General features: G+C 61.5%; 25 protein-coding genes. 12 read left to right on the top strand and 13 right to left on the bottom strand.

Features of this window, described 5'->3' with window-relative positions; translation table 11 throughout:
• The 9 genes from mrdA to IHQ43_RS25540 all read left to right on the top strand — a co-directional run bounded on the left by mrdA (window position 1) and on the right by IHQ43_RS25540 (window position 9563).
• Entirely contained in the window at window positions 1-1896 is a 1896-nt protein-coding gene (mrdA, locus tag IHQ43_RS25580) for a penicillin-binding protein 2 (protein ID WP_192562521.1), read from the top strand.
• Window positions 1897-1927: 31 nt separating this feature from the next.
• Complete coding sequence (rodA, locus tag IHQ43_RS25575; protein ID WP_192565063.1) at window positions 1928-3031, top strand: rod shape-determining protein RodA; 1104 nt, start codon at window positions 1928-1930, stop codon at window positions 3029-3031.
• Between the two features lie 17 nt (window positions 3032-3048).
• On the top strand, window positions 3049-4059 hold the full coding sequence (gene mltB / locus IHQ43_RS25570) for a lytic murein transglycosylase B (protein ID WP_007958658.1): 1011 nt from the start codon (window positions 3049-3051) through the stop codon (window positions 4057-4059).
• The gene (locus IHQ43_RS25565) at window positions 4059-5066 is read left to right on the top strand and encodes a septal ring lytic transglycosylase RlpA family protein (protein ID WP_192562520.1); all 1008 of its coding nucleotides are present in this window, start codon (window positions 4059-4061) and stop codon (window positions 5064-5066) included. The genes mltB and IHQ43_RS25565 overlap by 1 nt, the downstream gene beginning before the upstream one ends.
• A gap of 183 nt (window positions 5067-5249) precedes the next feature.
• Entirely contained in the window at window positions 5250-6407 is a 1158-nt protein-coding gene (locus tag IHQ43_RS25560; protein ID WP_192562519.1) for a D-alanyl-D-alanine carboxypeptidase family protein, read from the top strand.
• 84 nt (window positions 6408-6491) lie between these two features.
• A complete protein-coding gene (locus tag IHQ43_RS25555; RefSeq protein ID WP_007958664.1) occupies window positions 6492-6767 on the top strand; it encodes a DUF493 domain-containing protein in 276 nt (91 codons plus the stop codon).
• Window positions 6767-7414 (top strand): lipoyl(octanoyl) transferase LipB, encoded by a 648-nt coding sequence (gene lipB, locus IHQ43_RS25550; protein ID WP_192562518.1) that lies wholly within the window; start codon window positions 6767-6769, stop codon window positions 7412-7414. The genes IHQ43_RS25555 and lipB overlap by 1 nt, the downstream gene beginning before the upstream one ends.
• Before the next feature lie 25 nt (window positions 7415-7439).
• A complete protein-coding gene (lipA, locus tag IHQ43_RS25545; RefSeq protein WP_162130488.1) occupies window positions 7440-8438 on the top strand; it encodes a lipoyl synthase in 999 nt (332 codons plus the stop codon).
• A 174-nt stretch (window positions 8439-8612) separates the two neighbouring features.
• Window positions 8613-9563, top strand: a complete 951-nt coding sequence (locus IHQ43_RS25540) for a S66 peptidase family protein (protein WP_192562517.1) — start codon at window positions 8613-8615, stop codon at window positions 9561-9563.
• A gap of 116 nt (window positions 9564-9679) precedes the next feature.
• On the opposite strand, the gene IHQ43_RS25535 is transcribed toward IHQ43_RS25540, so the two are convergent.
• The 5 genes from IHQ43_RS25535 to leuS all read right to left on the bottom strand — a co-directional run bounded on the left by IHQ43_RS25535 (window position 9680) and on the right by leuS (window position 15745).
• On the bottom strand, window positions 9680-11002 hold the full coding sequence (locus tag IHQ43_RS25535) for a lytic murein transglycosylase (RefSeq protein ID WP_192562516.1): 1323 nt from the start codon (window positions 11000-11002) through the stop codon (window positions 9680-9682).
• 61 nt (window positions 11003-11063) lie between these two features.
• Window positions 11064-11228, bottom strand: coding sequence for an alternative ribosome rescue factor ArfA (gene arfA, locus IHQ43_RS25530; RefSeq protein WP_007958672.1), 165 nt, complete (start codon window positions 11226-11228; stop codon window positions 11064-11066).
• A 140-nt stretch (window positions 11229-11368) separates the two neighbouring features.
• A complete protein-coding gene (gene holA / locus IHQ43_RS25525; RefSeq protein ID WP_192562515.1) occupies window positions 11369-12406 on the bottom strand; it encodes a DNA polymerase III subunit delta in 1038 nt (345 codons plus the stop codon).
• Window positions 12407-12445: 39 nt separating this feature from the next.
• A complete protein-coding gene (locus IHQ43_RS25520; protein WP_192562514.1) occupies window positions 12446-13051 on the bottom strand; it encodes an LPS-assembly lipoprotein LptE in 606 nt (201 codons plus the stop codon).
• 87 nt (window positions 13052-13138) lie between these two features.
• A complete protein-coding gene (gene leuS, locus IHQ43_RS25515; protein WP_192562513.1) occupies window positions 13139-15745 on the bottom strand; it encodes a leucine--tRNA ligase in 2607 nt (868 codons plus the stop codon).
• 254 nt (window positions 15746-15999) lie between these two features.
• On the opposite strand from leuS, the gene IHQ43_RS25510 reads away from it, so the two are divergent.
• Together IHQ43_RS25510 and IHQ43_RS25505 are read left to right on the top strand one after the other, a co-directional pair.
• Window positions 16000-16323, top strand: coding sequence for a hypothetical protein (locus tag IHQ43_RS25510; RefSeq protein ID WP_192562512.1), 324 nt, complete (start codon window positions 16000-16002; stop codon window positions 16321-16323).
• 105 nt (window positions 16324-16428) lie between these two features.
• The gene (locus tag IHQ43_RS25505; RefSeq protein WP_192562511.1) at window positions 16429-17208 is read left to right on the top strand and encodes a YdcF family protein; all 780 of its coding nucleotides are present in this window, start codon (window positions 16429-16431) and stop codon (window positions 17206-17208) included.
• Between the two features lie 71 nt (window positions 17209-17279).
• Here the strand turns inward: IHQ43_RS25505 and lnt are convergent, their stop codons facing one another.
• The 5 genes from lnt to miaB all read right to left on the bottom strand — a co-directional run bounded on the left by lnt (window position 17280) and on the right by miaB (window position 22729).
• Window positions 17280-18803 (bottom strand): apolipoprotein N-acyltransferase, encoded by a 1524-nt coding sequence (lnt, locus tag IHQ43_RS25500; RefSeq protein ID WP_192562510.1) that lies wholly within the window; start codon window positions 18801-18803, stop codon window positions 17280-17282.
• A gap of 17 nt (window positions 18804-18820) precedes the next feature.
• The gene (locus IHQ43_RS25495; protein ID WP_007909641.1) at window positions 18821-19660 is read right to left on the bottom strand and encodes an HlyC/CorC family transporter; all 840 of its coding nucleotides are present in this window, start codon (window positions 19658-19660) and stop codon (window positions 18821-18823) included.
• A 5-nt stretch (window positions 19661-19665) separates the two neighbouring features.
• Entirely contained in the window at window positions 19666-20160 is a 495-nt protein-coding gene (gene ybeY, locus IHQ43_RS25490; RefSeq protein ID WP_085712270.1) for an rRNA maturation RNase YbeY, read from the bottom strand.
• Window positions 20153-21157 carry a PhoH family protein gene (locus IHQ43_RS25485; protein ID WP_007958684.1) on the bottom strand — a complete coding sequence of 335 codons (1005 nt, stop codon included), beginning with the start codon at window positions 21155-21157 and terminating at the stop codon, window positions 20153-20155. Before IHQ43_RS25485 ends, ybeY begins: the two co-directional genes overlap by 8 nt.
• A gap of 243 nt (window positions 21158-21400) precedes the next feature.
• A complete protein-coding gene (miaB, locus tag IHQ43_RS25480) occupies window positions 21401-22729 on the bottom strand; it encodes a tRNA (N6-isopentenyl adenosine(37)-C2)-methylthiotransferase MiaB (RefSeq protein WP_064382169.1) in 1329 nt (442 codons plus the stop codon).
• Between the two features lie 132 nt (window positions 22730-22861).
• Here miaB and IHQ43_RS25475 point away from each other — a divergent pair, with 132 nt between their 5' ends.
• On the top strand, window positions 22862-23191 hold the full coding sequence (locus IHQ43_RS25475; protein ID WP_007958692.1) for a DUF1820 family protein: 330 nt from the start codon (window positions 22862-22864) through the stop codon (window positions 23189-23191).
• Between the two features lie 111 nt (window positions 23192-23302).
• On the opposite strand, the gene IHQ43_RS25470 is transcribed toward IHQ43_RS25475, so the two are convergent.
• The 3 genes from IHQ43_RS25470 to thiE all read right to left on the bottom strand — a co-directional run bounded on the left by IHQ43_RS25470 (window position 23303) and on the right by thiE (window position 26001).
• Window positions 23303-23857: a tetratricopeptide repeat protein gene (locus IHQ43_RS25470; protein WP_192562509.1), complete on the bottom strand. Its 555-nt coding sequence runs from the start codon at window positions 23855-23857 to the stop codon at window positions 23303-23305.
• A 226-nt stretch (window positions 23858-24083) separates the two neighbouring features.
• On the bottom strand, window positions 24084-25367 hold the full coding sequence (gene hemL, locus IHQ43_RS25465; protein WP_064599654.1) for a glutamate-1-semialdehyde 2,1-aminomutase: 1284 nt from the start codon (window positions 25365-25367) through the stop codon (window positions 24084-24086).
• Window positions 25368-25377: 10 nt separating this feature from the next.
• A complete protein-coding gene (gene thiE / locus IHQ43_RS25460; protein ID WP_085608753.1) occupies window positions 25378-26001 on the bottom strand; it encodes a thiamine phosphate synthase in 624 nt (207 codons plus the stop codon).

The raw sequence follows: 26001 nt of genomic DNA, 5'->3' as shown, positions 1-26001 counted from the left end.
ATGTCTCAGCCGATCCGCATCAAGGACCACGAAAAAGACGCCCGTCTGGTGCGTGCTCGCGTCGTGTTCGGCGCAATTGCGGTGGTGGCGCTGATCTGCGTGCTGATTGCGCGCCTGTATTACCTGCAGGTGATTCAGTACGAGTACCACTCGACCCTGTCGGAAAACAACCGGGTGCATGTCCAGCCGATCCCGCCGACCCGTGGCCTGATTTTCGACCGCAACGGCGTGGTGGTGGCGGACAACCGTCCGAGCTTCAGCCTGAGCATGACCCGCGAGCGTTCCGGCGACTGGCAGCAAGTGCTCGACGTGATCGTCGAGGTGCTGGAGCTGACACCGGAAGATCGGGTGATTTTCGAGAAGCGCATGCGCCAGGGCCGTCGGCCGTTCGAGCCGGTGCCGATCCTGTTCGAGCTGACCGAAGAGCAGATCGCCCGGATCGCGGTGAATCAGTTCCGCCTGCCGGGCGTCGAGGTAGTCGCGCAACTGGTGCGTCACTATCCGCAGGGTGCGCATTTCGCGCACTCGGTGGGTTACATGGGGCGGATCAACGAGAAAGAGCTGAAGACCCTCGACCCGGTCAACTACAGCGGCACCCACCACATCGGCAAGACCGGCATCGAACGCTTCTATGAAGCCGAGCTGCACGGTCAGGTGGGTTACGAAGAGGTCGAGACCAACGCCCGTGGCCGCGTCCTGCGCGTGCTCAAGCGTACCGATCCGATACCGGGCAAGGACATTGTCCTGAGCCTCGACATCAAGTTGCAGGAGGCCGCCGAGGCCGCGCTGGGCGGTCGACGTGGCGCGGTGGTGGCGCTCGATCCGAAAACCGGCGAAGTGCTGGCGATGGTCAGTCAGCCGAGCTTCGACCCGAATCTGTTCGTCACCGGCATCAGCTTCAAGGCTTATGCCGAGCTGCGCGACTCGATCGACCGGCCGCTGTTCAACCGCGTACTGCGCGGCCTGTACCCGCCGGGTTCGACGATCAAGCCGGCGGTGGCGATTGCCGGTCTCGATGCAGGCGTGGTGACGGCGTCAAGCCGGGTCTTCGACCCCGGGTACTACATGCTGCCCAACTACGATCACAAGTACCGCAACTGGAACCGCACCGGGGACGGCTTCGTCGACCTCGACACGGCGATCATGCGGTCCAACGACACCTACTTCTATGATTTGGCACACAAGCTGGGCATCGACCGGTTGTCGGCCTACATGAACAAGTTCGGCATCGGCCAGAAGGTCTCGCTGGACATGTTCGAAGAATCCCCCGGCCTGATGCCGTCCCGCGAGTGGAAACGCGCGACCCGGCGCCAGGCGTGGTTCCCCGGCGAAACCCTGATTCTCGGGATCGGCCAGGGCTATATGCAATCGACCCCGCTGCAACTGGCCCAGGCCACTGCGCTGGTAGCCAACAAAGGTGTGTGGAACCGCCCGCACCTGGCCAAATCCCTCGAAGGCGTGAAGCCGGTGGATGAGAATCCGATGCCGGATATCATCCTGCGCGATCCGTCGGACTGGACCAAGGTCAACCATGGCATGCAACAGGTGATGCACGGTGCACGGGGTACGGCGCGTAAAGCGGCCATCGGCGCGCAATACCGGATCGCCGGCAAGTCCGGTACGGCGCAGGTCGTGGCGATCAAACAAGGTGAAAAGTACGACCGCTCCAAGGTCCAGGAACGCCACCGCGACCACGCCCTGTTTGTCGGCTTCGCGCCGGCGGATGACCCGAAAATCGTGGTGTCGGTGATGGTCGAGAACGGTGAGTCCGGTTCCGGTGTCGCAGCACCGGTGGTGCGCCAGGTCATGGATGCCTGGCTGCTGGATCAGGACGGACGGTTGAAGGCCGAATACGCCAGCCCTATCAGTGCGGAGGCTACGGCCCGTGATGAATAATTTCGATCGCATGCTCTCCAGCGAGGATGTGATGCGTCGCCGGGCGACGCTGCTGCAACGTTTGCATATCGATGGCCCTTTGTTGGTCCTGCTGCTGATCCTCGCAGCCGGCAGCCTGTTTGTGCTGTATTCGGCCAGCGGCAAGAGCTGGGATCTGCTGGGTAAACAAGCCACTTCGTTCGGCATCGGTCTGGTGTCGATGATCATCATTGCCCAGTTCGAGCCTCGGTTCATGGCGCGCTGGGTACCGCTCGGCTACGTGGTCGGGGTGGTGCTCCTGCTGGTGGTGGACATCATGGGCCACAACGCCATGGGGGCGACCCGCTGGATCAACATCCCCGGGGTGATCCGCTTCCAGCCCTCGGAGTTCATGAAAATCCTGATGCCGGCGACCATCGCCTGGTATCTGTCCAAACGCACTTTGCCGCCGCAGCTCAAGCATGTCGGCATCAGTCTGCTGCTGATCGGTGTGCCGTTCGCCCTGATCGTACGTCAACCCGATCTCGGCACTTCGCTGCTGATTCTGGCCGGTGGCGCCTTCGTACTGTTTATGGGCGGGCTGCGCTGGCGCTGGATTCTCAGCGTACTGGCGGCGGCGATTCCGGTGTCGGTGGCGATGTGGTTTTTCATCATGCACGACTACCAGAAACAGCGGATCCTGACGTTCCTCGACCCGGAAAGCGATCCGCTGGGCACTGGCTGGAACATCATTCAGTCGAAAGCCGCCATCGGTTCCGGTGGCGTATTCGGCAAGGGCTGGCTGCTGGGCACCCAGTCGCACCTGGACTTCCTGCCGGAAAGCCACACTGACTTCATCATTGCGGTGCTGGGCGAAGAGTTTGGCCTGGTGGGCATCTGCGCACTGTTGCTGATCTATCTGTTGCTGATCGGTCGTGGCCTGGTGATTACCGCCCAGGCGCAGACGCTGTTCGGCAAATTGCTGGCCGGTGCGCTGACCATGACGTTTTTTGTTTACGTTTTCGTCAACATCGGTATGGTCAGTGGCCTGTTGCCGGTGGTGGGGGTGCCGTTGCCGTTCATTAGCTACGGCGGAACTTCGCTGGTGACGCTGCTGTCAGCGTTTGGGGTTTTGATGTCGATCCATACCCATCGCAAGTGGATCGCACAGGTTTGAATAAGGTGAAGAGTTCAATGCAAGTAATGCGTGACTGGGCGACACGATACGCACCGTGGCTCGGCCTGGTAGGCATCCTTGGCAGCGCGCAGGAAGCGTTGGCCGGCGATTACGAAGGCTCGCCCCAGGTGGCCGAATTCGTCGGTGAAATGACCCGCGACTACGGTTTCGCCGGCGAACAACTGATGGCCGTGTTCCGCGAGGCCCAGCGCAAACAGGCGATTCTCGACGCCATTTCCAAACCCGCCGAGCGGGTCAAGCAGTGGAAAGAATACCGGCCGATGTTCATCACTGACGCGCGCATCGCCCGCGGTGTGGACTTCTGGCGCCAGCACGAGGCGACTCTGGCCCGAGCCGAGCAGGAATACGGCGTTCCGGCCCAGGTGATCGTGTCGATCATCGGCGTTGAGACCTTTTTCGGACGTAATACCGGCAATTACCGGGTGATCGATGCGTTGTCCACGCTGGGTTTCGACTATCCTCCCCGTGCCGAATTTTTCCGCAAGGAGCTGCGTGAGTTCCTGCTGCTGGCGCGCGAAGAGCAGGTCGACCCGCTGACCCTCAAGGGTTCCTACGCCGGGGCGATGGGTTTGCCGCAGTTCATGCCGAGCAGTTTTCGCGCCTACGCGGTGGATTTCGACGGCGACGGCCACATCAACATCTGGAACAACCCGGATGATGCGATCGGCAGCGTCGCCAGCTATTTCAAGCGTCACGGCTGGGTTGCCGGCGAGCCGGTGGTCAGTCGCGCGGATGTACGGGGCGAGCAGGTGGATGAAGGCCTGACCACCGGCATCGAGCCGACGAAAACCGTCGGGGAGTTGCGAGCGCTGGGCTGGTCGAGTCATGATGCGCTGCGCGATGACATGCCGGTCACCGCATTCCGCCTCGAAGGCGACAATGGCCCGGAATACTGGATGGGCCTGAAGAATTTCTACGCGATCACGCGTTATAACCGCAGCGTGATGTACGCCATGGCCGTACATCAACTGTCTGAACAGCTGGTACAAGCACGGGGCGTCAAGTAATGCGGGCATTGCCTATCAATAAACCCCTGAAGCTGGTGGCTTTCGCTGCGTTGGCGTTGCTGGTCGCCAGTTGTTCGACCAGCCGTTCGCCGAGCCAGAAGCCAACCACCGCCGTGCGTTCGCAGCCGGGCCTGGACATCAACCGGGCCCACAAGGACGGCGCGCCGTGGTGGGACGTCGACGTATCGCGCATCCCGGATGCCACGCCGACCCTGCACACCGGCCCGTACAAGGCCAACCCGTACACCGTGCTGGGCAAGACCTACTTCCCGTTGCAGGAGTCCAAGACTTACGTGGCCTCCGGCACCGCGTCCTGGTACGGCACAAAATTCCACGGTCAGAACACCGCCAATGGCGAGGTCTACGACCTGTACGGCATGAGTGCCGCCCACAAGACACTACCGCTGCCGAGTTACGTTCGGGTGACCAACCTGGACAACAACAAGAGCGTGATCCTGCGGGTCAATGACCGCGGGCCGTTCTACTCGGACCGGATCATCGACCTGTCCTACGCCGCCGCGAAAAAGCTCGGTTATGCCGAAATCGGCACCGCGCGGGTCAAGGTCGAAGGCATCGACCCTCAGCAATGGTGGGCCGCCAAGGGCCGTCCGGCGCCTTTGATGCTCAACGAGCCGCAAGTCGCGCAGAATAGCGCCCCGGTGATCACGGCCTCGGCCGGCACCGTCGAACAATGGACTCCGCCGCCGCAGCAGCACGCCGCGGCCGTCGTGCCGGTTCAGCTCGACGCAAAAAAAAACGCTTCTGCACCAGCGTCTGGCCAGTATCTGCAGGTGGGCGCGTTCGCCAACCCGGACGCTGCAGAACTCCTGAGGTCGAAGCTCAGCGGGATGGTGAGCGCTCCGGTGTTCATCAGCTCGATCGTGCGCAATCAGCAGACCCTGCACCGGGTTCGCCTGGGACCGATCGGTTCGCCGGGTGAAATCGCCCAGGTACAGAACAGCGTGCGCCTGGCCAACCTGGGTTCGCCAAGTGTGGTCACCGAGTAAACGTAGGACTTGATTGACGGTTCACCAGCGATTGGGGGGTGAACCAGGTTGTTGGCTCGTCGAAGAACAAAAGCCCGGCAAGGGTGACTGGAGTGAGCAACTGAACACGCGATGGCCCGTTAGAAAGCCATCTGATTAATTTTGTCCGCAAGGACAGTTTCCATTAGCGATTTCGAGAGACGGATGAACATCACCACCTTTGCCAAACGCCTGTGTCTGCTAGTCCCGCTGCTCCTCTCGCCAGCCGCCTTCGCGGCCGAGATGATGCCGTCGCCACCACAACTGGCCGCCAAATCCTACGTGCTCATGGATGCCAACAGCGGCAACGTGCTGGTGGAGAATAACGGTGACCAGCGTCTGCCGCCGGCCAGCCTGACCAAACTGATGACCGCGTACATCGCCACGCTGGAAATCCGTCGCGGCCAGATCGGTGAAAATGACCCGGTGACCGTCAGCGAAAACGCCTGGCGCACCGGCGGTTCGCGGATGTTCATCAAGGTTGGCTCGCAGGTCACTGTCAGCGACCTGCTGCACGGCATCATCATCCAGTCCGGCAACGACGCCAGCGTCGCGGTGGCTGAACACATCGCCGGCAGCGAAGACGCCTTCGCCGACCTGATGAACAAGACCGTCGCCGATCTGGGCATGACCAACACCCACTTCATGAACCCGACCGGTCTGCCGAACCCTGAGCACTACTCGTCGGCTCACGACATGGCGATCCTGGCGCGTGCGATCATCCACGAAGATCCGGCTCACTACGCGATCTACTCGCAGAAAGAGTTCTTCTGGAACGGCATCAAGCAACCCAACCGCAACCTGCTGCTGTGGCGCGACAAGACCGTCGACGGTCTGAAAACCGGTCACACCGACGAAGCCGGCTACTGCATGGTGTCCTCGGCCGTACGTGACGGCATGCGCCTGATCGCCGTGGTGTTCGGCACCAACAGCGAAGTGGCCCGCGCCGCCGAGACCCAGAAGCTGCTGACCTACGGTTTCCGCTTCTTCGAAACCCAGACCTTCTACCAGAAGGGCACCGAACTGGCTCAGGCCCCGGTGTGGAAAGGCACCACCAATCAAGTCAAGGCCGGCCTGGCTGAAGACCTGACCATGACCCTGCCGAAAGGCCAGCTGAAGAAGCTCGCTGCCAGCATGACCATGAACCCGCAACTGACCGCGCCAATCGCCAAGGGCGACGTGATCGGTAAAGTCGAAGTGAAACTGGACGACAAGGTGGTGCACAGCGCCGACCTGATCGCCCTGGACGCTGTCGAGGAGGGTGGTATCTTCCGCCGCATGTGGGATAGCATCCGTCTATTCTTCTACGGCTTGTTCAACTGATTTGAGTTGACCTGCATGGCCCCGTTCCGATCCGGAGCGGGGCCTTGTTCGTTACCGGGCTTACGCTTACGAGGCCGTTACGCCATGACCGATACCGAAGTAAAGGCGCCAAAGATCGAATTTCCCCAGGTTGATTATCCGGTTAAGGTAATCAGCGATACGGGCGTCGGCAACAAAGACAAGATCATCGACATCGTCAAGAAACACGCCAAGATCAACGATGAGCGTGTCGACGAGCGTCAAAGCAGCAACGGCAAGTACACCACCATTCAGTTGCACATCGTCGCGACCGACCAGGATCAGCTGTACAACATCAACAGCGAACTGCGGGCTACCGGTTTCGTGCACATGGTGCTGTGATGCCGGACACGCTGGGCTTTCGCGAGCTTGGCCAGATGGCTTACGAGCCGGTCTGGCAGGCCATGCAACGTTTCACCAACGAGCGTGGCACCACGGCCCCGGATGAAATCTGGCTGGTTGAACACCCGCCGGTGTTCACCCAGGGCCAGGCCGGCAAGGCCGAGCACCTGTTGCTGCCGGGGGATATCCCGGTGGTGCAGGTCGACCGCGGCGGTCAGGTGACCTACCATGGCCCCGGCCAACTGGTGGCCTACCTGCTGCTGGACGTGCGCAGACTCGGTTTCGGTGTGCGCGATCTGGTCAGCCGCATGGAGCGCTGCCTGATCGAACTGCTGGCCAGCTACGGCGTGACCGCCGTGGCCAAGCCGGATGCTCCCGGCGTCTACGTCGACGGAGCGAAGATCGCTTCTCTGGGTTTGCGGATTCGCCACGGTTGTTCCTTTCATGGCCTGGCCCTGAACGTGGACATGAACCTGGAGCCGTTTCGACGGATTAATCCCTGCGGCTATGCCGGGCTGGCGATGACCCAGCTGAGCGAGCACGCAGGATCGATTGAATTTGCCGAGGTAAGTGCCCGGCTGCGCGCGCAGCTCGTCAAACACCTCGACTATGCTGAGCAGACGACCCTGACGGGCGGAATCGACTGATATGACTACTGATGCAGTGCAAACCATGATCCCGACGCTCGACGTGACCGAGCGCCCGGCCCCGCGTCCCAAGGTTGAAGCCGGCGTCAAGCTGCGCGGCGCCGAGAAGGTTGCACGCATCCCGGTGAAGATCATTCCGACCACCGAACTGCCGAAGAAACCCGACTGGATCCGCGTGCGCATCCCGGTTTCGCCGGAAGTCGACCGCATCAAGAGCCTGCTGCGCAAGCACAAGCTGCACAGCGTCTGCGAGGAGGCGTCCTGCCCGAACCTGGGCGAGTGCTTCTCCGGCGGCACCGCGACCTTCATGATCATGGGTGACATCTGCACCCGTCGCTGCCCGTTCTGCGACGTTGGCCACGGTCGTCCGAAGCCACTGGACGTCAACGAGCCGGAGAGCCTGGCCATCGCCATCGCCGACCTGAAGCTCAAGTATGTAGTGATCACCTCGGTTGACCGCGACGACCTGCGTGACGGCGGTGCCCAGCACTTTGCCGACTGCATCCGTGAAATCCGCAAACTGTCGCCGAACGTGCAGCTCGAGACCCTGGTCCCGGACTACCGTGGCCGCATGGACATCGCCCTGGAAATCACCGCGGCCGAGCCGCCGGATGTGTTCAACCACAACCTGGAAACCGTACCGCGCCTGTACAAGGCTGCGCGTCCGGGTTCGGACTACCAGTGGTCGCTGACCCTGCTGCAACGCTTCAAGCAGATGATGCCGCACATTCCGACCAAATCCGGCCTGATGCTGGGTCTGGGCGAGACCGACGACGAAGTCATCGAAGTCATGAAGCGCATGCGCGAACACGACATCGACATGCTGACCCTGGGCCAGTACCTGCAACCGTCCCGCAGCCACTTGCCGGTGCAGCGTTTCGTACACCCGGACACCTTCGCCTGGTTCGCCGAGGAAGGTTACAAGATGGGCTTCAAGAATGTCGCGTCCGGCCCGTTGGTACGTTCTTCGTACCACGCCGACGAGCAGGCGAAACTGGTCAAGGCCGAGCTGCTCGGTTCCTGATTCAGCGCTGAATGAAAAAATGCCCGCCGGGGTTTATCGCCCGGCGGGCATTTTTTTGCCCGACCTACACTCGTTACTGACTTTTCCTGCAATCTGCGGCGCAGCCGAGCCTCTTCTGTTTGTCGCCGTTCCTGACTACTGTGTGAGCATGACTTCACACAGGGAGATCCATGGATGACCGTTCGACCGACCCACACCCTTTTTCCGTACAAGCCTGTGCCTGCGCTGCCGTCGGAAGGGCTGATAGGCGTCATTGCGCCTGCCGGCTCCGGCACGCTGGATACTGAAAAGGCCGTTCAGTGGATGCGCGCCCGGGGTTATGGTCTGCGGGTGTTTCCCGGCGTCTACGAAAAGGATGGCTATCTGGCCGGCAGCGACGAGGTGCGGCTCAACGATCTGCACGCGGCGTTCGCTGACGAGGAAGTCGATGCGATCATTTGCCTGCGCGGTGGTTACGGCACGCCAAGGTTGCTGGACCGGATCGACTACGACCTGCTGAGCCGCCATGCCAAGCCTTTCGTCGGTTACAGCGACATCACCGCGCTGCACCTGGCCATCAGCCGCTACGCCGGGTTCGTGACCTTTCACGGGCCGTTGTTGAATGCCGATCTGCTGGGGGACAAGGAGCCGCCGACGGTGACGTCGTTCTTCGCCATGCTGCGCGGTCAGTTGAAGGCCGGCAGTGTGCTGAGTCATCCGGCGGCCTATCCATTGACCACCGTGGAGCCCGGTATTGCCCACGGGCGTTTGCTGGGTGGCAATCTGGCGATGATCGCCGCGACCCTGGGCACACCTTACGAAATCGACGTGGAAGGGGTGATTCTGCTTATCGAAGACATCAACGAGCCGCTTTATCGCATCGACCGCTTGCTGACCCAGATGCGTCTGGCGGGCAAGTTGGCCAGATTGCGTGGCGTGTTGGTCGGGGACGTGGCGGGTGTGGATGTCGAGGCCTTGAACCGCTTGCTCAAGCAGACCTTTGAACCGCTGCGGATTCCGGTGTTGTCCGGCTGGCGCAGTGGGCACTGCGATCCGAACCTGACGTTGCCGCTGGGGGCGCTGGTTCGACTGGATGCCGGCAAGAAAGAATTGATGCTGGAGCAGGATGTGGTGATCAAGGCGTAGAAACTAATCGCCTGATAGTCAGTCATCGCGGGCAAGCCCGCTCCCACAGTTTTCAGGTTGTACGCAGAACTGCGATCACCTCTAAACCTGTGGGAGCGGGCTTGCCCGCGATGCTTTTACTGGTTACGCAGACTTTCCAGCAGTTTGTGCGTCGGGTAGCCATCCGCCGGCCAGCCGAATGACTGCTGCGCACTGCGGATCGCCTTGCGCGTATTGGCGCCGATGATCCCGTCCGCTGCGCCTGCGTCGTAGTTGCGCGCGGTCAGCAGGTTTTGCAGTTCGATCCGCTCGGTGCGGCTCAACGGCAGGTCATCTTTTGGCCAGGTGCCATTGATCAGGCCAGCACCGTTGAAACGCTCGGACAACAGGCTGACGGCCAAGGCATAGGACGACGAGTTGTTGTACTTGAGGATCGCCCGGAAGTTATCGAGGATCAGGAACGCCGGGCCACGGTAGCCGGCCGGCAGCAGCAGCGCGGCGGACAGTTGCTCGGAACCGGCTGGCACCTGGCCGCCGTTCGGCAGGATCACGCCCAGTTGCCGCCATTCGGCGACGCTCTTGCGAATTGCGCCGTCGGCCAGGGTGTAGTTGAAGCCGCTCGGCAGTTGCACTTCGAAGCCCCACGGCTGGCCACGCTGCCAGCCGGAGCTTTGCAGGTAATGCGCGGTGGAGGCCAATGCGTCAGCCGGGCTGCCCCAGATGTCGCGGCGACCATCACCGTCGAAATCCACGGCGTGGGTGTTGTAGGTGGTCGGGATGAATTGGGTCTGGCCCATGGCGCCGGCCCAGGAACCGAGCATTTTCTCCGGCGTGATGTCGCCCTGTTGCAGGATCTGCAGTGCCGCGATCAGTTGCGCATGGGCAAAGCCCGGACGGCGGCCTTCATAGGCCAGGGTTGCCAGTGAGTTGATCACCGACTTGCTGCCCTGGAACTGGCCGAAGTTGCTTTCCATTCCCCACACAGACACCAGCGCCTGACGATCGACGCCATAACGCTGTTCGATGCTTTGCAGGATGTCGGCGTACTGGCTGATCAGGGCCTGGCCTTTGCGCACGCGCAAGGGCGAAAGGGCACCGTCCAGATATTCCCAGACTGGCCGGGCAAATTCCGGCTGGCTGCGGTCTGCGCGAATCACGCTGGCATCGAAGCTGACATTGGCGAACGCGCGGTCGAACAGGTCGGCACGGATGCCGGCGGCCAGAGCGTCCTTGCGGAAACCGGCCTGCCATTCGGCAAAGGTCTGGGTTGGTTGCAGGTCGAGGTCGTCACCGGACGGCACTACCGGCGGGATGACCGCTGGGGCTGTGGCAACGGGAGCGGTCTGAAGCGGTTGAGCGTCGGCAGCGGTGGGTTTTTCCGCGCAGGCGACGAGCAGTACGAAGCTGGAGGCAGCGATCAGTTGGCGCAAGGGCCAACGACGGGAAAGACTGAGGGGCATGCACAGGTCCAGAGGATACGAATCAGGTGCAGACCTTAACATGAGGAGGGGGTGCAGTGCTTCAAGCGGCCAGAAAGTAAGAAGCCTCCCAGCTGTCAGACTGGAAGGCTTCGCGGCGGTAGCTGCCTTTACCCTTGGTTGGTCGTTCCTGGCGGCTGCGGAACAGGGGTTGGGCGACGATGGATTTGGCCTTGTTGTGGCCATGTTTCGATGGCTTTTTGCTCATGAGGATTCTCTCGATCGGTGGGGTTTTGCGCGGCAGATAATCTGCCGATCTCGGGCGTCTGTCTATAGGACCGAGGGCGGGATGTTCTGTAGGAAATGGACTCGGTAAAAAAACGGGATCGCAGAGCGTGATCCCGGATTTCATTCGGCAGGCAATGTCAGACGCTGACCGGCCATCAGCAGCGCCAACCGGCTCAGACTCATCCACGGCGAACCGGCCGCCTGGCCCTTGATCTGCGCGTCGATGCGCTGGGCTTCGAGCAGCAACTGCGCCCAGCGTTGCGCCGAGTGGCGTTGCAGGGCCTTGCTCATCAGCGGTTTGCGCTTGTCCCAGACCGGAGGCTTGGCCTGGCTGAAGCACTTGTCCAGTGGCGTTCCCTGGCTGTATTGCAACGAGATGTTGGCCAGCAAGCGCAACTCGCGGGCCAGGGCCCAGAGGATCACCGGTGGCTCGACCCCTTCACCGCGCAGCCCTTCGAGCATGCGCAGAGCGTGGGCCGGTTCGCCGTTGAGCACCGCGTCGGTCAGGCCGAACACGTCGAAGCGCGCACTGTCGGCCACGGCCGCCTGTACCGTTTCGACGGTGATCTGCCCGCCTTCCGCCATCAACTTGAGCTTTTCGATCTCTTGCGCAGCGGCCAGCAGGTTGCCTTCGACCCGCGCAGCAATCAGTTCGACCGCGTCCTGGCTGGCCGACAGGCCGGCCTGGGACAGACGCTGACGAATCCAGCTCGGCAACTGGTTGGCGTCCACCGGCCAGATCTGGATGAACTGGGTCTGCTGACCTTCGACCAGCGCCTTGCCCCACTTGGTCTTCTGCGCGCTGCCGTCCAGCTTGGGCAAACTGATAAGCAGCACCGTGTCTTCAGCCGGGCGCGAGCAGTATTCGATAAATGCTGCAGCACCCTTGTCACCGGGTTTGCCCGAGGGCAGGCGAAGTTCCAGCAGGCGCTTTTCGGCGAACAGCGACATGCTGGCGCCGGCCTGCAGCAGCGTACCCCAATCGAAATTGGCGTCGGCGGCAAAGACCTGGCGTTCGTCGAACCCTTGCTGACGGGCAGCGGAACGAATGGCGTCGGCTGCTTCCTGGCACAGCAGCGGGTCATCGCCGCTGATGATGTAGACCGGCGCGAGAGCGCCTTGCAGGTGTTTGCCGAGTTGAGCGGGAGCGAGCTTCATAAGAGAGGGCGAACGGGGCGCCTGAGCGCCCCGAACGTCTTACTGCTGCGGCAGTTCGAGCGGCGACTGGCGCGGGGTTTCCGCTTCAGCCTTCTGTGCCGCTTCGAGGGCGTCGGCTTCTGCCTTGGCCCGCGCGTTGGCGGTTTGCTGCAGAGCGTCCAGCTGTGCCGGCGTCAGTTGTTGCAGACGCAGCATCATGCGTTGTACCAGCTCGCGGCGGGTTTCACGGCGGGCATCGTTGGCTTCCTGGTCGGAACCCACCAGGTTGTTGCCGTCGTGGATGAACACTTTCTGCACTTCAAGCTTGTCGCTTTTGAGCAGCAGGTCTTTTTCACCACGGATATCGTAGTTCAGCACTGTGCTCACCTGATATTCGCCAGTACGACCGGCGCCAGCGTAGCTGAGGATTCGCTGGGTTTCCTGCTCATCCGCCAGGTACAACTTGTACGGCGCACCGGATACGATCTTGACGCCGCTGGCCTCCAGCACCTGACGCAGTTGCGTCACTGTTTCGCCGTAGGCGTTGCGGGCGCTCAGGTCGAGCTCCTTGATCGACAGTTCGTTGGTGCCAGTACCACGCAGCTGGAAACCGCAGGCGCTCAACAGGACAGCGAGGCCCATCACCAGCAGATTGCGTTTGATCATTGTGTTGCTCCCCTTGAAACCATGTGGGCCGGTTCTGTGGCCCGAAAGGTTTTACTGGGCGTCAGGCTGACCTGACGCCCGATCCAATTAGCTGGCGACGATATTGACCAGTTTCCCGGGCACTACGATCACTTTGCGAATCGTCAGGCCGTCAACGAAACGCAGTACGTTTTCGTTGGCGCGGGCTGCCGCTTCGACTTCTTCACGGGTGGCGGCGGCCGGCATTTCGATCTGGCCACGCAGTTTGCCGTTGACCTGGATCACCAGGGTCAGGCTGTCCTGCACCAGCGCGCTTTCGTCCAGCACCGGCCAGCCGGCGTCGATCACCGGGTCAGCGTGACCCAGGCGACTCCACAGCTCGTGGCTGATGTGCGGTGTGATCGGAGCCAGCAGCAGTGTGACGGTTTCCAGACCTTCCTGAACCAGTGCGCGATCCTGTTCGGTCGCTTGCACGGCTTTTTCCAGCACGTTCATCAGCGTCATCACCTGAGCGATGGCGGTGTTGAATTTGTGGTTCTGGCCGACATCGTGGCTGGCCTGCTTGATCGCCTGGTGGATCGCGCGACGAATGACTTTCTGCTCGTCATTCAGGCCGGCGATGTCCAGTTTGCCCGGCAGGCCCTGAGTGATGTGGGCCTGAGCCAGACGCCAGACGCGCTTGAGGAAGCGGTGCGAACCTTCCACGCCGGAGTCGGACCATTCCGCGCTCATGTCAGGTGGCGAGGCGAACATCATGAACAGGCGGCAAGTGTCGGCGCCGAACTGGTCGATCATCGACTGAGGGTCGACGCCGTTGTTCTTCGACTTGGCCATCTTTTCGGTGCCGCCGATTTCCACCGGCAGGCCGTCGGCGATCAGCTTGGCGCTGATGACCTTGGCCTTGCTGTCGCGTTCGAGTTCCACGTCCGCCGGGTTGAACCAGGTGTAGGCACCGTTGGCTTCGCGACGATAGTAAGTCTCGGCGACCACCATGCCCTGGGTCAGCAGGTTCTTGAACGGCTCGTTGGAGCTTACCAGGCCTTCGTCGCGCATCAGCTTGTGGAAGAAGCGCGCGTAGAGCAGGTGAAGAATGGCGTGTTCGATACCGCCGATGTACTGATCCACCGGCAACCAGTGGTCGGCCGCGGATTTCTCCACCAGACCGCCTTCGAAGTGCGGCGAGGCGTAACGGGCGTAGTACCACGACGACTCGACGAAAGTGTCCATGGTGTCGGTTTCACGCTTGGCAGGCTGGCCGCATTTCGGGCAGCTGCACTCGTAGAACTCGGGCATGCGCGCCAGCGGCGAACCGGCGCCGTCCGGCACCACGTCTTCCGGCAGGACGACAGGCAGTTGATCTTCCGGCACCGGCACGTCACCGCAAGCGTCGCAGTGGATGATCGGAATCGGGCAGCCCCAGTAGCGCTGACGGCTGATGCCCCAGTCGCGCAGGCGGAACTGGGTGCGGGAGGCGCCGAGGTTTTTCTTGATCAGGGCGACTTCCATGGCGTCGAACGCGCCAGCGAAGTCCAGGCCGTCGAACTCGCCGGAGTTGATCAGCGTGCCGTGCTCGCCGTAGGCGTCTTGCCATGGCGCCGGGTTGGTGTCACCGGAGCTGGTGCGAACCACGGATTTGACCGGCAGGTTGTACTTGTGGGCGAATTCGAAATCGCGCTCGTCGTGCGCCGGCACAGCCATGACCGCGCCATCGCCGTAGTGCATCAGCACGTAGTTGGCGACCCACACCGGCAGTTTTTCGCCGGTCAGCGGGTGCTCGACGAACAGGCCGGTCGGCAGGCCTTTCTTCTCTTGAGTGGCGACGTCGGCTTCGGCGACGCTGCCGCCCTTGCATTCGGCGATGAACGCTTGCAGCTCAGGGTTGTTCTTCGCGGCGAGGGCGGCCAGGTGGTGCTCGGCGGCCACGGCAACATAGGTTGCGCCCATCAGGGTGTCCGGACGGGTGGTGAAGACTTTCAGGGTGCCGCTTTCGCCGATCGAATCGACGTTGTACGGGAACTGCACTTCCATCCCGCGCGACTTGCCGATCCAGTTGCGCTGCATGGTCTTGACCTGCTCAGGCCAGCCAGTCAGTTCGTCGAGGCTCTCCAGCAGCTCATCCGCGTAGGCGGTGATCTTGAAGTAGTACATCGGGATTTCGCGCTTCTCGATCAGCGCGCCGGAACGCCAGCCGCGACCGTCGATCACCTGTTCGTTGGCCAGAACGGTCTGGTCGATCGGGTCCCAGTTCACGGTGCCGTTCTTGCGGTAGATCACGCCTTTTTCGAACAGGCGAGTGAACAGCCATTGTTCCCAGCGGTAGTAGTCCGGTTTGCAGGTAGTGACTTCGCGGGACCAGTCCACCGCCAGGCCCAGGCTGCGCAACTGGGATTTCATGTAGGCGATGTTTTCGTAGGTCCACTTGGCCGGGGCCACGTTGTTCTTCATTGCGGCGTTTTCCGCCGGCATGCCGAAGGCGTCCCAACCCATCGGTTGCAGAACGTTCTTGCCAAGCATGCGCTGGTAGCGGGAGATCACGTCGCCGATGGTGTAGTTGCGCACGTGCCCCATGTGTAGCTTGCCGCTGGGGTAAGGGAACATCGACAGGCAGTAGTAAGTCTCCTTGCCTGGCTGTTCACTGACTTCAAAGGACTTTTGCTCGTCCCAGAACGACTGGGCGGCGGCTTCGATTTCACGGGGCTGATATTGTTCGTGCATGGCTACTTTTGTACTGGATAGGGGTGGCCTAATCCTCTTCAATGCGACGTTCGGGGCGTGCCGGACGAGCTGGAAGTGGAGTTACAGGAAGCGCCGTAGCATACATGACCGCGCTCGGCCTAGGGAAACCCTGATTGCAGCCGTTTGACCGGTCAAAATCGCGGCGAGGGCCGTTGGTCGCGGCGTGCAGCCGGTTTGTGCAGCGAAGCTAAGCTCTAACTGGGGAGTGAGTCTTATCTTCAATGAGGTGAGGGATGGTGGAGTCACAGCAAAAAAACGTTACCAAACCCGAGTTGTACGAGCGGTTGATCGATCGTCTGGGTATGGCCCTGGACGCTGCAAAAACCGCTGGCCGGCTGCGCGACGAGCGCCCCCTGGAGCTGGAATTGCGTGGCTTGAGCCCCGCCGAGTTCGAATTGGTCAAGGCCTATCTGGATCGCAGTGAGCGTGAAACCCACGGATACCTGTCACAGGCAGTGAAGCAACTCGATGCACCCCGTTCGGCCAAAGTCATCTGGCTCAAGGACAAGGCGCCCGGCAGAGACTCCGTCAAGATTAGGACTCTGCAGGCCAAGTAAACGCATGGCAGGTCAAAAAGCGGATCTTTTTCAACGGGATCCGACCCTACTGGTTGTCGCGCTGTATCAACCCACTTAGGCTTCGGGCATCTCTGGAGATGCTCGATGCCTTTTCGTTATTTGATTAAACAGCTTCTATTGCCGCCTGGCCTTCTCTTGTTGCTGCTACTCGTCGCCTGGTGGTTGCGACGTTCGCGGCCGCGACTGGCCGGGCTGTGTTTTGCCCTGGGTTTTGGCGGTTTCTTGCTGATGAGTCTGCCGGTGGTCGTGCAATGGGGCGCCAAGGCCCTGGAGCGCGAGCCGCCGCTGGCCCGGGAAGCGTGGACAAGCCTTGCACAGCGCGCCGATGCGATTGTGGTGCTGGGATCAGGCCGTGAACGCGGCGATGTGGCCTGGGGCGAGGATCAACCGACCGGTGTAGGGCTGGAGCGCCAGCGTTATGCGGCGCGACTGGCCAAGGCTTCGGGGTTGCCGATTCTGACCAGCGGTGGCCTGCATTACGGTACGCCGCCGACTGAAGCCAAACTGATGGCGGATTCGCTGCGCGATGATTTCGGGGTGGCGGTGCGCTGGCAGGAAGGGGAGAGCCGTACCACGTGGGAGAACGCCGAATTCAGCGCCAAAATGCTGTTGCCGGAAGGCGTCAAACGCATCGTGCTGGTGACCCAGGCCTGGCACATGCCGCGTGCGGTGTGGAGTTATCAACAGGCTGGATTTGAAGTGGTGCCGGCGCCGGTCGGTTTCCTCGGTACGGATAATGCGCGACCGTTTGGCGGCTGGCTGCCGGAGTTCAAGTCGATCTGGCAGAGCGGGCAGTTGATGAACGAGGCGGTGGGGCAGATCGGTTATTCGCTGTTCTACCGAGGGGGTGACAGCGCCGATTGACGCGGTGTCGTTGGTGGCGCCTTCGAGCAAGCTCGCTCCCACAGTGATCATCTGTGGGAGCGGGCGATATCTCAGAGAGTCTTGGACATCCGGTTGGTCATCAGCGCCCAGCCGAACAGCACCACACACAGGATGATCAGCGGCCACGAGCGCCATTGCAGATACGGCGTCAGGTTGTGCATCGGCACCACTTCGCCGTAGAGCACGCCTTGTTCGAACTGCGGAATGCGTTCGGTGATCTGCCCGAACGGGTTGATCAACCCGGTCACGCCGTTGTTGGTCGCGCGGATCATCCAGCGTCCGGCTTCAAGCGCGCGCATCTGCGCCATTTGCAGGTGTTGCAACGGGCCGATGGACGTACCAAACCACGTGTCGTTGCTGATCGTCAGCAGCAGATCGCTGCGTGCCGCCAGACCTGCGGCGAATTCCGGGTAGACCACTTCGTAGCAGATGAACGGCGCGATCTGATATCCCTTGGCCTGCAGCAGGGCCTGATCCGCTGGGCCGCGGGCGAAGTCGGACATCGGCAGGTCGAAGAACGCAATCAGTCCGCGCAGGATGTCCTGCAACGGTACGTATTCGCCGAATGGCACCAGTTTCTGCTTCAGGTAAGTGCCATCGCCTTCGCCGACCACAGTGATGCCGTTGAAGAAGCGCTTCTCGTGACGGACCATTTCGCGGATCGGCACGCCAGTGATCAGCGCCGATTTACGCTCGGCGGCGAAGTTGCCCATCATGCCGAGGTAGCCCTCGGCGGACTCCTTGAGCACCGGGACAGCGGTTTCCGGCCAGATCAGCAGATCAACCGGTTTGGAGCGGAAGCTCAGGTCGCGGTACAGCGCCAGCTGCGCATTGAGCTCGGCCGGGTCCCATTTCATGCTTTGTGCGACGTTGCCCTGGATGGCAGCAACGGTCAGCGGCGCGCCGGCCGGGCTGGTCCAGGCATGGCCCTTGAGCGCAATACCCGCAGCCCATGGCCCGATCAGCAATACCAGACCGGCAACGATGAAGATTTTGCGACGGGTTTGCAGCAGGCGCGGTGCGTTGTAGATCAGTGCAGCGGTCAGCGCCAGGACAAACGACACCAGCCACATGCCGCCTACTGGCGCGAGCCCGGCCAGCGGGCCATCGAGCTGGCTGTAACCGGAATACAGCCATGGGAAACCGGTGAGGAACCAGCCACGGAACGCCTCCTGGCCAACCCACAGCGCAGCAAAGGCCAAGGCATCGGCCACCGGCGCTTCGTTACGCCGCAACCAGCGCGCCCACAGCCACGCGGGCAGTGCGAAAAACCAGGCAATGGCCGCGGTGAAGATCAGCATCAGGAAACCGGCCAGCAGCACCGAAGCGCCGCCGAAGTGGTGGATGCTGTAATAGATCCAGCTGGTGCCGGCACCGAACAGGCCGAAGCCGAAGCACCATCCGCGACCTAGCGCCTGGCGCGGGCTCAGCTCGCGCAGGCCTGCGTAGAACAGGCCGACCGCCAGCAGGGCCAGCGGCCAGAGATCGAACGGTGCGAGAGCGAAGGTGGTGATTGCACCGGCCGCCACGGCCAGCAGGTTACCGGGCCAGCCGGGGCGGGTTGTCCAGCGCATTTCAATCCTTAGATTTTTTACCGGGCGATTGGGGTCAGTCGCAGCAAATGAATCCGACGGCTGTCGGCGTTCAGGATGCGGAAACGATAAGCGCCGATTTCAGTGATTTCGTTGCGTTTTGGCAAGTGCCCGAACGCGCTCATCACCAGCCCGCCGACGGTGTCGAACTCGTCGTCGGAGAATTCGCTGTCGAAGAACTCGTTGAAGTTCTCGATCGGCGTCAGGGCCTTGATCAGGAAATCACCGCTGGGCAGCGGCTTGATGTAGCTGTCTTCTTCGACGTCGTGCTCGTCTTCGATGTCGCCGACGATTTGCTCGAGCACGTCTTCGATGGTCACCAGACCCGCCACGCCGCCGTATTCGTCGATGACGATGGCCATGTGGTTGTGGTTGGCGCGGAATTCACGCAGCAACACGTTCAGACGCTTGGACTCCGGCACGAACGTGGCCGGGCGCAGCAGATCCTTGATGTTGAAGCTGTCGCCGTTCTCCTTGAGGATCAACGGCAGCAGATCCTTGGCCAGCAGCACGCCCATCACGTCGTCATGGCTTTCGCCGATGACCGGGTAGCGCGAGTGGGCCGAGTCGACCACGGCAGGGAGGAATTCGCGGGGTGTCTGGGTCGCCTTGATGCTGATCATCTGCGAGCGCGGCACCATGATGTCGCGAACCTGCAGGTCAGCCACCTGGATGGCGCCTTCGACGATGGCCAGCGCTTCGCTGTCCAGCAGTTTGTTCTGATGTGCATCGCGCAGCAGCTCCAGCAGCTCCTGGCGGTTCTTCGGCTCGTGGGCAAAAGCCTGGGTCAGTTTACCCAGCCATGACTTCTGCCCGTTGCTCGATCGATCTTCGCTCATAGCGATTACTCTGAATCCTTTGTTGTAACGATAGGGGATGTTTCGGTTTCGTCGTCCGCGTATGGATCGGGATAACCCAATTCGGCAAGCAACTCGCGTTCCAGTGCTTCCATTTCCTCGGCTTCCTCGTCATCTATATGGTCGTAACCAAGCAGATGCAAGCAGCCGTGAATGACCAGATGTGCCCAGTGGGCCTTTAGTTCCTTGCCCTGTTCGGCGGCCTCACGCTCAACCACGGCCACGCAGATCACCAGATCGCCCAGCAATGGAATGTCGAGAAACTCGTCGGGCACCTCGGCGGGAAAGGACAGGACGTTGGTCGCGTAATCCTTGTGGCGCCAGGTGTGATTCAGTTCGCGGCCTTCTTCTTCGTCGACCAGACGAATGGTCATTTCCGAGTCGGCGGTGCGCTGGCGCAGGGCCAGTTCGCACCATTGGCGGAACTCGGCTTCGGTCGGCGCAGACGCTTCGGTCGCGATTTGCAGGTCAAGCTCAAGCATCGTGGCGGGTGTCCTTTGGCGCTTCATCAGCGACACGCGTCTCGAAGCGCTCGTAGGCTTCGACGATGCGTTGCACCAATGGATGGCGCACCACGTCTTTGGGCTGGAAGTGGGTGAAGCTGATGCCCGGCACATCTTTCAGGACTTCGATGACGTGATGAAGTCCGGACTTGGTGCCGCGCGGCAGGTCGACCTGGGTGATGTCGCCGGTGATCACGGCCGTGGAGCCGAAACCGATCCGGGTCAGGAACATCTTCATCTGTTCGACGGTGGTGTTCTGACTTTCGTCGAGAATGATGAAGCTGTTGTTCAACGTGCGACCGCGCATGTAGGCCAGCGGTGCAACTTCGATCACTTGACGTTCGATCAGCTTGGCCACGTATTCAAACCCGAGCATCTCGTAGAGTGCGTCGTAGAGCGGGCGCAGGTACGGGTCGATCTTCTGCGACAGGTCGCCGGGCAGGAAGCCGAGTTTTTCACCGGCTTCGACCGCCGGACGCACCAGCAGGATGCGACGGATCTGCTCGCGCTCCAGCGCATCCACCGCACAGGCGACAGCCAGATAGGTCTTGCCGGTACCGGCCGGGCCGATGCCGAAGTTGATGTCGTTGCCGAGGATTTCCTTCACGTAGCGCAGCTGATTCAAGCCGCGTGGGCGAATCATGCCTTTCTTGGTGCGCAGGGCGACGGAGGCTTCGGCGGGGGCGTGGTTGTCCAGTTGCTCGACGGCCGATTCCTGCAGGAACAGGTGCACCGTATCCGGCGACAGCTCTGAACCCTTGGTTTCCCGGTACAGGCGGCGAATAAGGTTTTCCGCGGAAGTGGTGAGCTTGGGTTCGCCGATCAGTTCGAATTGATTGCCGCGGTTGCGGATCTCGATGGCCAGGCGCTGTTCGATCAGGCGCAGGTGCTCGTCGAACTGCCCGCACAGATTGGCGAAGCGGCGAGCCTCAAAGGGCTCGAGGATAAAACGATGTGGTTCGATGGGTGCGTTCAAGGTCGTATTTAGCCGCCCTGGGGCAATTAGGATGAAATCAAGGATAACGCCAGTGGCGTGGGTGCGAAAGCTCTTAAATTGATGAGCCTGTTCTCAAGAACAATGCAGGCCACTGTGGGAGCTGGCTTGCCAGCGAGAGCGGTACGACAGGCGACATATTGGTCGGGGCTGATGGCCTCATCGCTGGCAAGTCGAATCGTCGCACCGCAGCTCCCACAGAATTCTCAGCGTTTCTGATATTTGTTACTGGATCAGCGAGCCGCGCAGCGAGTGCGGTTGCGCCGCGTCGATGTGCACGTCGGCGAACTGGCCGATCAGGGTCGGATTATCGCAGCGGAAGTTGACGATACGATTATTCTCGGTGCGCCCTTGCAGCTCGCCCGGGTCCTTCTTCGAATAATCGGTCACCAGAATCCGCTGGATCGAACCGACCATTTGTCGGCTGATCTCGAAACCTTGCTGGTTCAAGCGATGCTGCAAGGCGTTCAGGCGCTCTTTTTTCAGTTCTTCCGGGGTGTCGTCGGCCAGATCGGCGGCCGGAGTACCAGGGCGTTGGCTGTAGACGAACGAGTAGGAAAAGTCGAAACCGACGTCGGCAATCAGCTTCATGGTCTGTTCGAAATCTTTCTCGGTTTCCCCCGGGAAGCCGACGATGAAGTCCGAACTGATGCAGATACCCGGTACGGCCGCACGCAGTTTGCGCAGCTTGGATTTGTACTCCAGCGCCGTGTGGTTGCGCTTCATCGCGGCCAGGATCCGGTCCGAACCCGACTGCACCGGCAGGTGCAGGTGCTTCACCAGTTCCGGGACTTCGGCGTGGGCCTGGATCAGGCTGTCGGAGAACTCCAGCGGGTGCGAGGTGGTGTAGCGGATGCGATCGATGCCGTCGACCGCCGCGACCACGCGGATCAGTTCGGCGAGGTCCGCCAGGCGACCGTCATGGGTCAGCCCGCGATAGCCGTTGACGTTCTGGCCCAGCAGGGTCACTTCACGCACGCCGTTTTCGGCCAGGTGAATGATTTCGGCGATCACGTCGTCGAACGGTCGGCTGACTTCCTCGCCGCGGGTGTAAGGCACCACGCAGAACGTGCAGTACTTGCTGCAGCCTTCCATCACCGACACATAGGCGCTCGGGCCGTCGATGCGCGGCTCGGGCAGGTGGTCGAATTTTTCGATTTCCGGGAACGACACGTCGACCTGCGGCAGTTTGCTGATGCGTGCGGCGTCGATCATTTCCGGCAGGCGGTGCAGGGTTTGCGGGCCGAAGACCACGTCGACGTACGGGGCGCGATCACGGATCGCCGCGCCTTCCTGGCTGGCCACGCAGCCGCCGACGGCGATCACCATGTCCGGGTTGGCCAGTTTCAGTTCACGCCAGCGGCCGAGCTGGGAATACACCCGGTCCTGGGCGCGTTCGCGGATCGAGCAGGTGTTGAGCAGAATCACGTCGGCATCTTCGGCGCGCGCCGTGACTTCCAGGGCCTGGTGTTCGCCCAGCAGATCGACCATGCGCGAGCTGTCGTACTCGTTCATCTGGCAACCGTGGGTTTCGATGTAAAGCTTCTTGGCCATGGAATAGGGTCGTCACGTGGTTCAAAGAACCGCGCATTATAGGGAACATGTCCCCAGGTTCCTACCGCTGCGCGTCCGGTGGCTATGCTATAGTTCGCGCCCTCATTTTTACCCCGATGTTGTCCACCCGCCATGACCAAACGCGAAGCTCCAATCTACAAGGTGATTTTCCTCAACCAGGGCCAGGTGTTCGAAATGTACGCCAAGCAGATCTATCAAAGTGATCTGTGGGGCTTCCTGGAAGTGGAAGAGTTCGTCTTTGGCGAGCGCACGCAAGTGGTCGTCGACCCGAGCGAAGAAAAGCTCAAGGCGCAGTTCGAAGGTGTGGTGCGCAGCTTTGTGCCGATGCATTCGATCGTGCGCATCGACGAGGTCGAGCGACTGGGGACGCCGAAGATCAGCGAAGCCCGTGGCGGCGTTGGCAACGTGATGCCGTTTCCGGTACCGATGCCCGAAAAATAATCTGTAAGACCGAGTCGCCTCATTCGCGAGCAAGCTCGCTCCCACAGGGAGATTCATTCCTGTGTGGGAGCGAGCTTGCTCGCGAAGAGGCCAGAGAAGTCGGCGCAGAAATCAGGGCAGGGGCGAGAACGGCGTACGCCCGTCAGCGCTCTGCAGTTCCATCAGGTATTTACGGAAAATTTGCCCGAGCACCTGGGTCGCGGTTTCGAGATCTTCGCGGGACATTTTTTCGGAGACTTCGTCCGCGGTGTCCAGCGCATCTTCAGCGCCGTTGACCGCGGCCATCTTCAGCACGATATACGCCTGAATGTTGTTGGCCTGCACACCTTCGCCGTGGAAGAACATGGTGCCGAGCTTGAATTGCGCCTGGGCGTGGCCTTGCAGCGAGGCCTTTTCGAAATAGCTCAGGGCTTGATTGAGGTCGCGCGGCGCGTTCTTGCCGTCGTAGTAGAACTCACCCAACTCGTATTGCGCTTGCGCATCCCCTTCGTCCGCCGACTTCTGGCAGGCGGCCAGTGCCTGCGTGACGTCTTGCGGCTGAGTATTGAGGGTGCAGCGACCCATCGCCGGGATCAACAACGAGTTGCCGCCTGCTTGTGCATGTGCGAGCAGCGGCTGAAGGAGCAACAGGCAGCCCAAGGCAAGGGTGCGGCCGGTGCGGTTCATGGGAATCGACTTACCTCTGAAGGGCGCGCGGACCCGTCGAGGGATCCAATAAGCGCGCATTATGAAATAAGCAGGGCCATCCTTACAAAGTCTTTACTCGATTTTCTGCTGCGCGGGAAATATATCGCCCACTTTATGGGAGATTTTTGGCAGGAGTGTCGGAAAAGGCGTGCGGATGTAGGAGAACGCTGACGCTGGCAATGGCCAACGTCAGCGGCGGGGCGTTTTACTTCAACTTCGCGAAGGCGCGTTCGGCGGCGTCGAGGGTCAGTTTCAGCTCGGCTTCGCCATGGGCGATCGAGGTGAAACCGGCTTCGAAGGCGCTCGGTGCCAGGTACACGCCACCTTCCAGCATCAGGTGGAAGAAGCGGCCGAACAGCGCTGCATCGCTGGCCATCACGTCTTCAAAAGTAACAATGTCGTCGGCACCGCTGAAGTACAGACCGAACATGCCGCCCGCCTGGGTGGTCACGAACGGAATGCCGGCGGCATCGGCGCGCTGTTGCAGGCCATCGAGCAGACGCGTGGTGTAGTCGGTCAGCTCGGCGTGGAAACCCGGACGGCTGATCAGGCGCAGGGTGGTCAGGCCGGCAGCCATCGCCAGCGGGTTACCCGACAAGGTGCCCGCCTGATAGACCGGCCCCAGTGGCGCGATTCGCTCCATGATCGAGCGCTTGCCGCCGAAGCAGCCGACCGGCATGCCGCCACCGATGATCTTGCCGAAGGTGGTCAGGTCAGGGGTTACGCCGTAGTAGGCCTGGGCGCCGCCGAGGGCGACGCGGAAACCGGTCATCACTTCGTCGAAAATCAGCACCACGCCGTGCTTGTCGCACAGGCTGCGCAGGCCTTCGAGGAAACCCGGCGCCGGCGGTACGCAGTTCATGTTGCCGGCCACTGGCTCGACGATGATGCACGCCACGTCCTGGCCGACTTCGGCGAGCATTTTTTCAACCGCGTCGATGTCGTTGAACGGCAGGGTCAGGGTGTGTTTGGCGAACGCTGCCGGTACGCCGGCCGAGCTCGGTACGCCCTGGGTCAGTGCGCCGGAACCGGCCTTGACCAGCAGGCTGTCGGAGTGACCGTGGTAGCAGCCTTCGAACTTGATGATGCTGTCGCGGCCGGTGAAACCACGGGCCAGACGGATTGCGCTCATGGTCGCTTCGGTGCCGGAGCTGACCATGCGCACCATCTCCATCGACGGCACCAGCGAGCAGACCAGATCGGCCATCTCGGTTTCCATCGCGGTCGGCGCGCCGTAGGACAGGCCGTGTTGCAACTGGTTACGCACGGCGTCCAGCACGTCCGGGTGGCTGTGGCCGAGGATCATCGGGCCCCACGAACCCACGTAATCCACATAACGCTTGTCGTCTTCGTCAGTGACGTAGGCGCCTTCGGCGTGCTTGAAGAACAGCGGCGTGCCGCCAACGCTCTTGAACGCGCGAACCGGCGAGTTCACGCCACCGGGAATGTGTTTCTGGGCGTTGGCAAAAAGGGTTTCGGAACGAGACATGATCGGGCTCTCAGACTTTTAATAATTCATTGAAGGCGCGGGCGCGGCGGGTCACTTCGGCGGTGCTGTCGGCGCCGAACAGGCCATGGACCACGGCCAGCAGATCGACACCATGGGCCACCAGCGGCGCGGCGTTGTCGAGGGTGATGCCGCCGATCGCGCAGATCGGCAGGTGCAGGGTGCGTTTGGCCTCGTCGAGCAGATCGAGGCTGCAACTCGGTGCACCGGGTTTGGTATTGGAATTGAAGAAGCGACCGAAGGCGACGTAGCTAGCGCCTTCTTTGGCGGCCTGTTCGGCCAGTTCGAGCTGCGCGTGGCAGGTCGAACCGATGATCGCTTTCGAGCCGAGCAGGGCGCGGGTCGGCGACAGCGGGCCGTCGGTCTGGCCCAGGTGCACGCCGACGTTCAGGCGCGCGGCCAGTTCGGCGTCATCGTTGATGATCAGTTGCGTCTTGTAGCGTTCGCACAGGTCGCGCAGGGCTTCAGCCTCACGCAGGCGGCGGGCCTCGTCGCTGCTCTTGTCGCGGTATTGCAGCAGGGTGACGCCGCCTTCCAGCGCCGCCTCCACGTAGGACAGAAACTTGCCGGCCAGCAACTGGCTGTCGGTGATGGCATACAGGCCACGTAGTTTCAT

The organism is Pseudomonas gozinkensis (genome assembly GCF_014863585.1).
Lineage (GTDB): Bacteria > Pseudomonadota > Gammaproteobacteria > Pseudomonadales > Pseudomonadaceae > Aquipseudomonas > Aquipseudomonas gozinkensis.
Note: the sequence above shows the minus strand (reverse complement) of the source record. Positions and strands in the feature narration are given on the sequence as shown.

Bases quoted from the DNA above. Each gene is read 5' to 3' on its own strand.
- mrdA (WP_192562521.1), top strand. From the start codon at position 1: ATGTCTCAGCCGATCCGCATCAAGGACCACGAAAAAGACGCCCGTCTG.
- rodA (WP_192565063.1), top strand. From the start codon at position 1,928: ATGCGTCGCCGGGCGACGCTGCTGCAACGTTTGCATATCGATGGCCCT.
- mltB (WP_007958658.1), top strand. From the start codon at position 3,049: ATGCAAGTAATGCGTGACTGGGCGACACGATACGCACCGTGGCTCGGC.
- IHQ43_RS25565 (WP_192562520.1), top strand. From the start codon at position 4,059: ATGCGGGCATTGCCTATCAATAAACCCCTGAAGCTGGTGGCTTTCGCT.
- IHQ43_RS25560 (WP_192562519.1), top strand. From the start codon at position 5,250: ATGAACATCACCACCTTTGCCAAACGCCTGTGTCTGCTAGTCCCGCTG.
- IHQ43_RS25555 (WP_007958664.1), top strand. From the start codon at position 6,492: ATGACCGATACCGAAGTAAAGGCGCCAAAGATCGAATTTCCCCAGGTT.
- lipB (WP_192562518.1), top strand. From the start codon at position 6,767: ATGCCGGACACGCTGGGCTTTCGCGAGCTTGGCCAGATGGCTTACGAG.
- lipA (WP_162130488.1), top strand. From the start codon at position 7,440: ATGATCCCGACGCTCGACGTGACCGAGCGCCCGGCCCCGCGTCCCAAG.
- IHQ43_RS25540 (WP_192562517.1), top strand. From the start codon at position 8,613: ATGACCGTTCGACCGACCCACACCCTTTTTCCGTACAAGCCTGTGCCT.
- IHQ43_RS25535 (WP_192562516.1), bottom strand. From the start codon at position 11,002: ATGCCCCTCAGTCTTTCCCGTCGTTGGCCCTTGCGCCAACTGATCGCT.
- arfA (WP_007958672.1), bottom strand. From the start codon at position 11,228: ATGAGCAAAAAGCCATCGAAACATGGCCACAACAAGGCCAAATCCATC.
- holA (WP_192562515.1), bottom strand. From the start codon at position 12,406: ATGAAGCTCGCTCCCGCTCAACTCGGCAAACACCTGCAAGGCGCTCTC.
- IHQ43_RS25520 (WP_192562514.1), bottom strand. From the start codon at position 13,051: ATGATCAAACGCAATCTGCTGGTGATGGGCCTCGCTGTCCTGTTGAGC.
- leuS (WP_192562513.1), bottom strand. From the start codon at position 15,745: ATGCACGAACAATATCAGCCCCGTGAAATCGAAGCCGCCGCCCAGTCG.
- IHQ43_RS25510 (WP_192562512.1), top strand. From the start codon at position 16,000: ATGGTGGAGTCACAGCAAAAAAACGTTACCAAACCCGAGTTGTACGAG.
- IHQ43_RS25505 (WP_192562511.1), top strand. From the start codon at position 16,429: ATGCCTTTTCGTTATTTGATTAAACAGCTTCTATTGCCGCCTGGCCTT.
- lnt (WP_192562510.1), bottom strand. From the start codon at position 18,803: ATGCGCTGGACAACCCGCCCCGGCTGGCCCGGTAACCTGCTGGCCGTG.
- IHQ43_RS25495 (WP_007909641.1), bottom strand. From the start codon at position 19,660: ATGAGCGAAGATCGATCGAGCAACGGGCAGAAGTCATGGCTGGGTAAA.
- ybeY (WP_085712270.1), bottom strand. From the start codon at position 20,160: ATGCTTGAGCTTGACCTGCAAATCGCGACCGAAGCGTCTGCGCCGACC.
- miaB (WP_064382169.1), bottom strand. From the start codon at position 22,729: ATGGCCAAGAAGCTTTACATCGAAACCCACGGTTGCCAGATGAACGAG.
- IHQ43_RS25475 (WP_007958692.1), top strand. From the start codon at position 22,862: ATGACCAAACGCGAAGCTCCAATCTACAAGGTGATTTTCCTCAACCAG.
- IHQ43_RS25470 (WP_192562509.1), bottom strand. From the start codon at position 23,857: ATGAACCGCACCGGCCGCACCCTTGCCTTGGGCTGCCTGTTGCTCCTT.
- hemL (WP_064599654.1), bottom strand. From the start codon at position 25,367: ATGTCTCGTTCCGAAACCCTTTTTGCCAACGCCCAGAAACACATTCCC.
- thiE (WP_085608753.1), bottom strand. From the start codon at position 26,001: ATGAAACTACGTGGCCTGTATGCCATCACCGACAGCCAGTTGCTGGCC.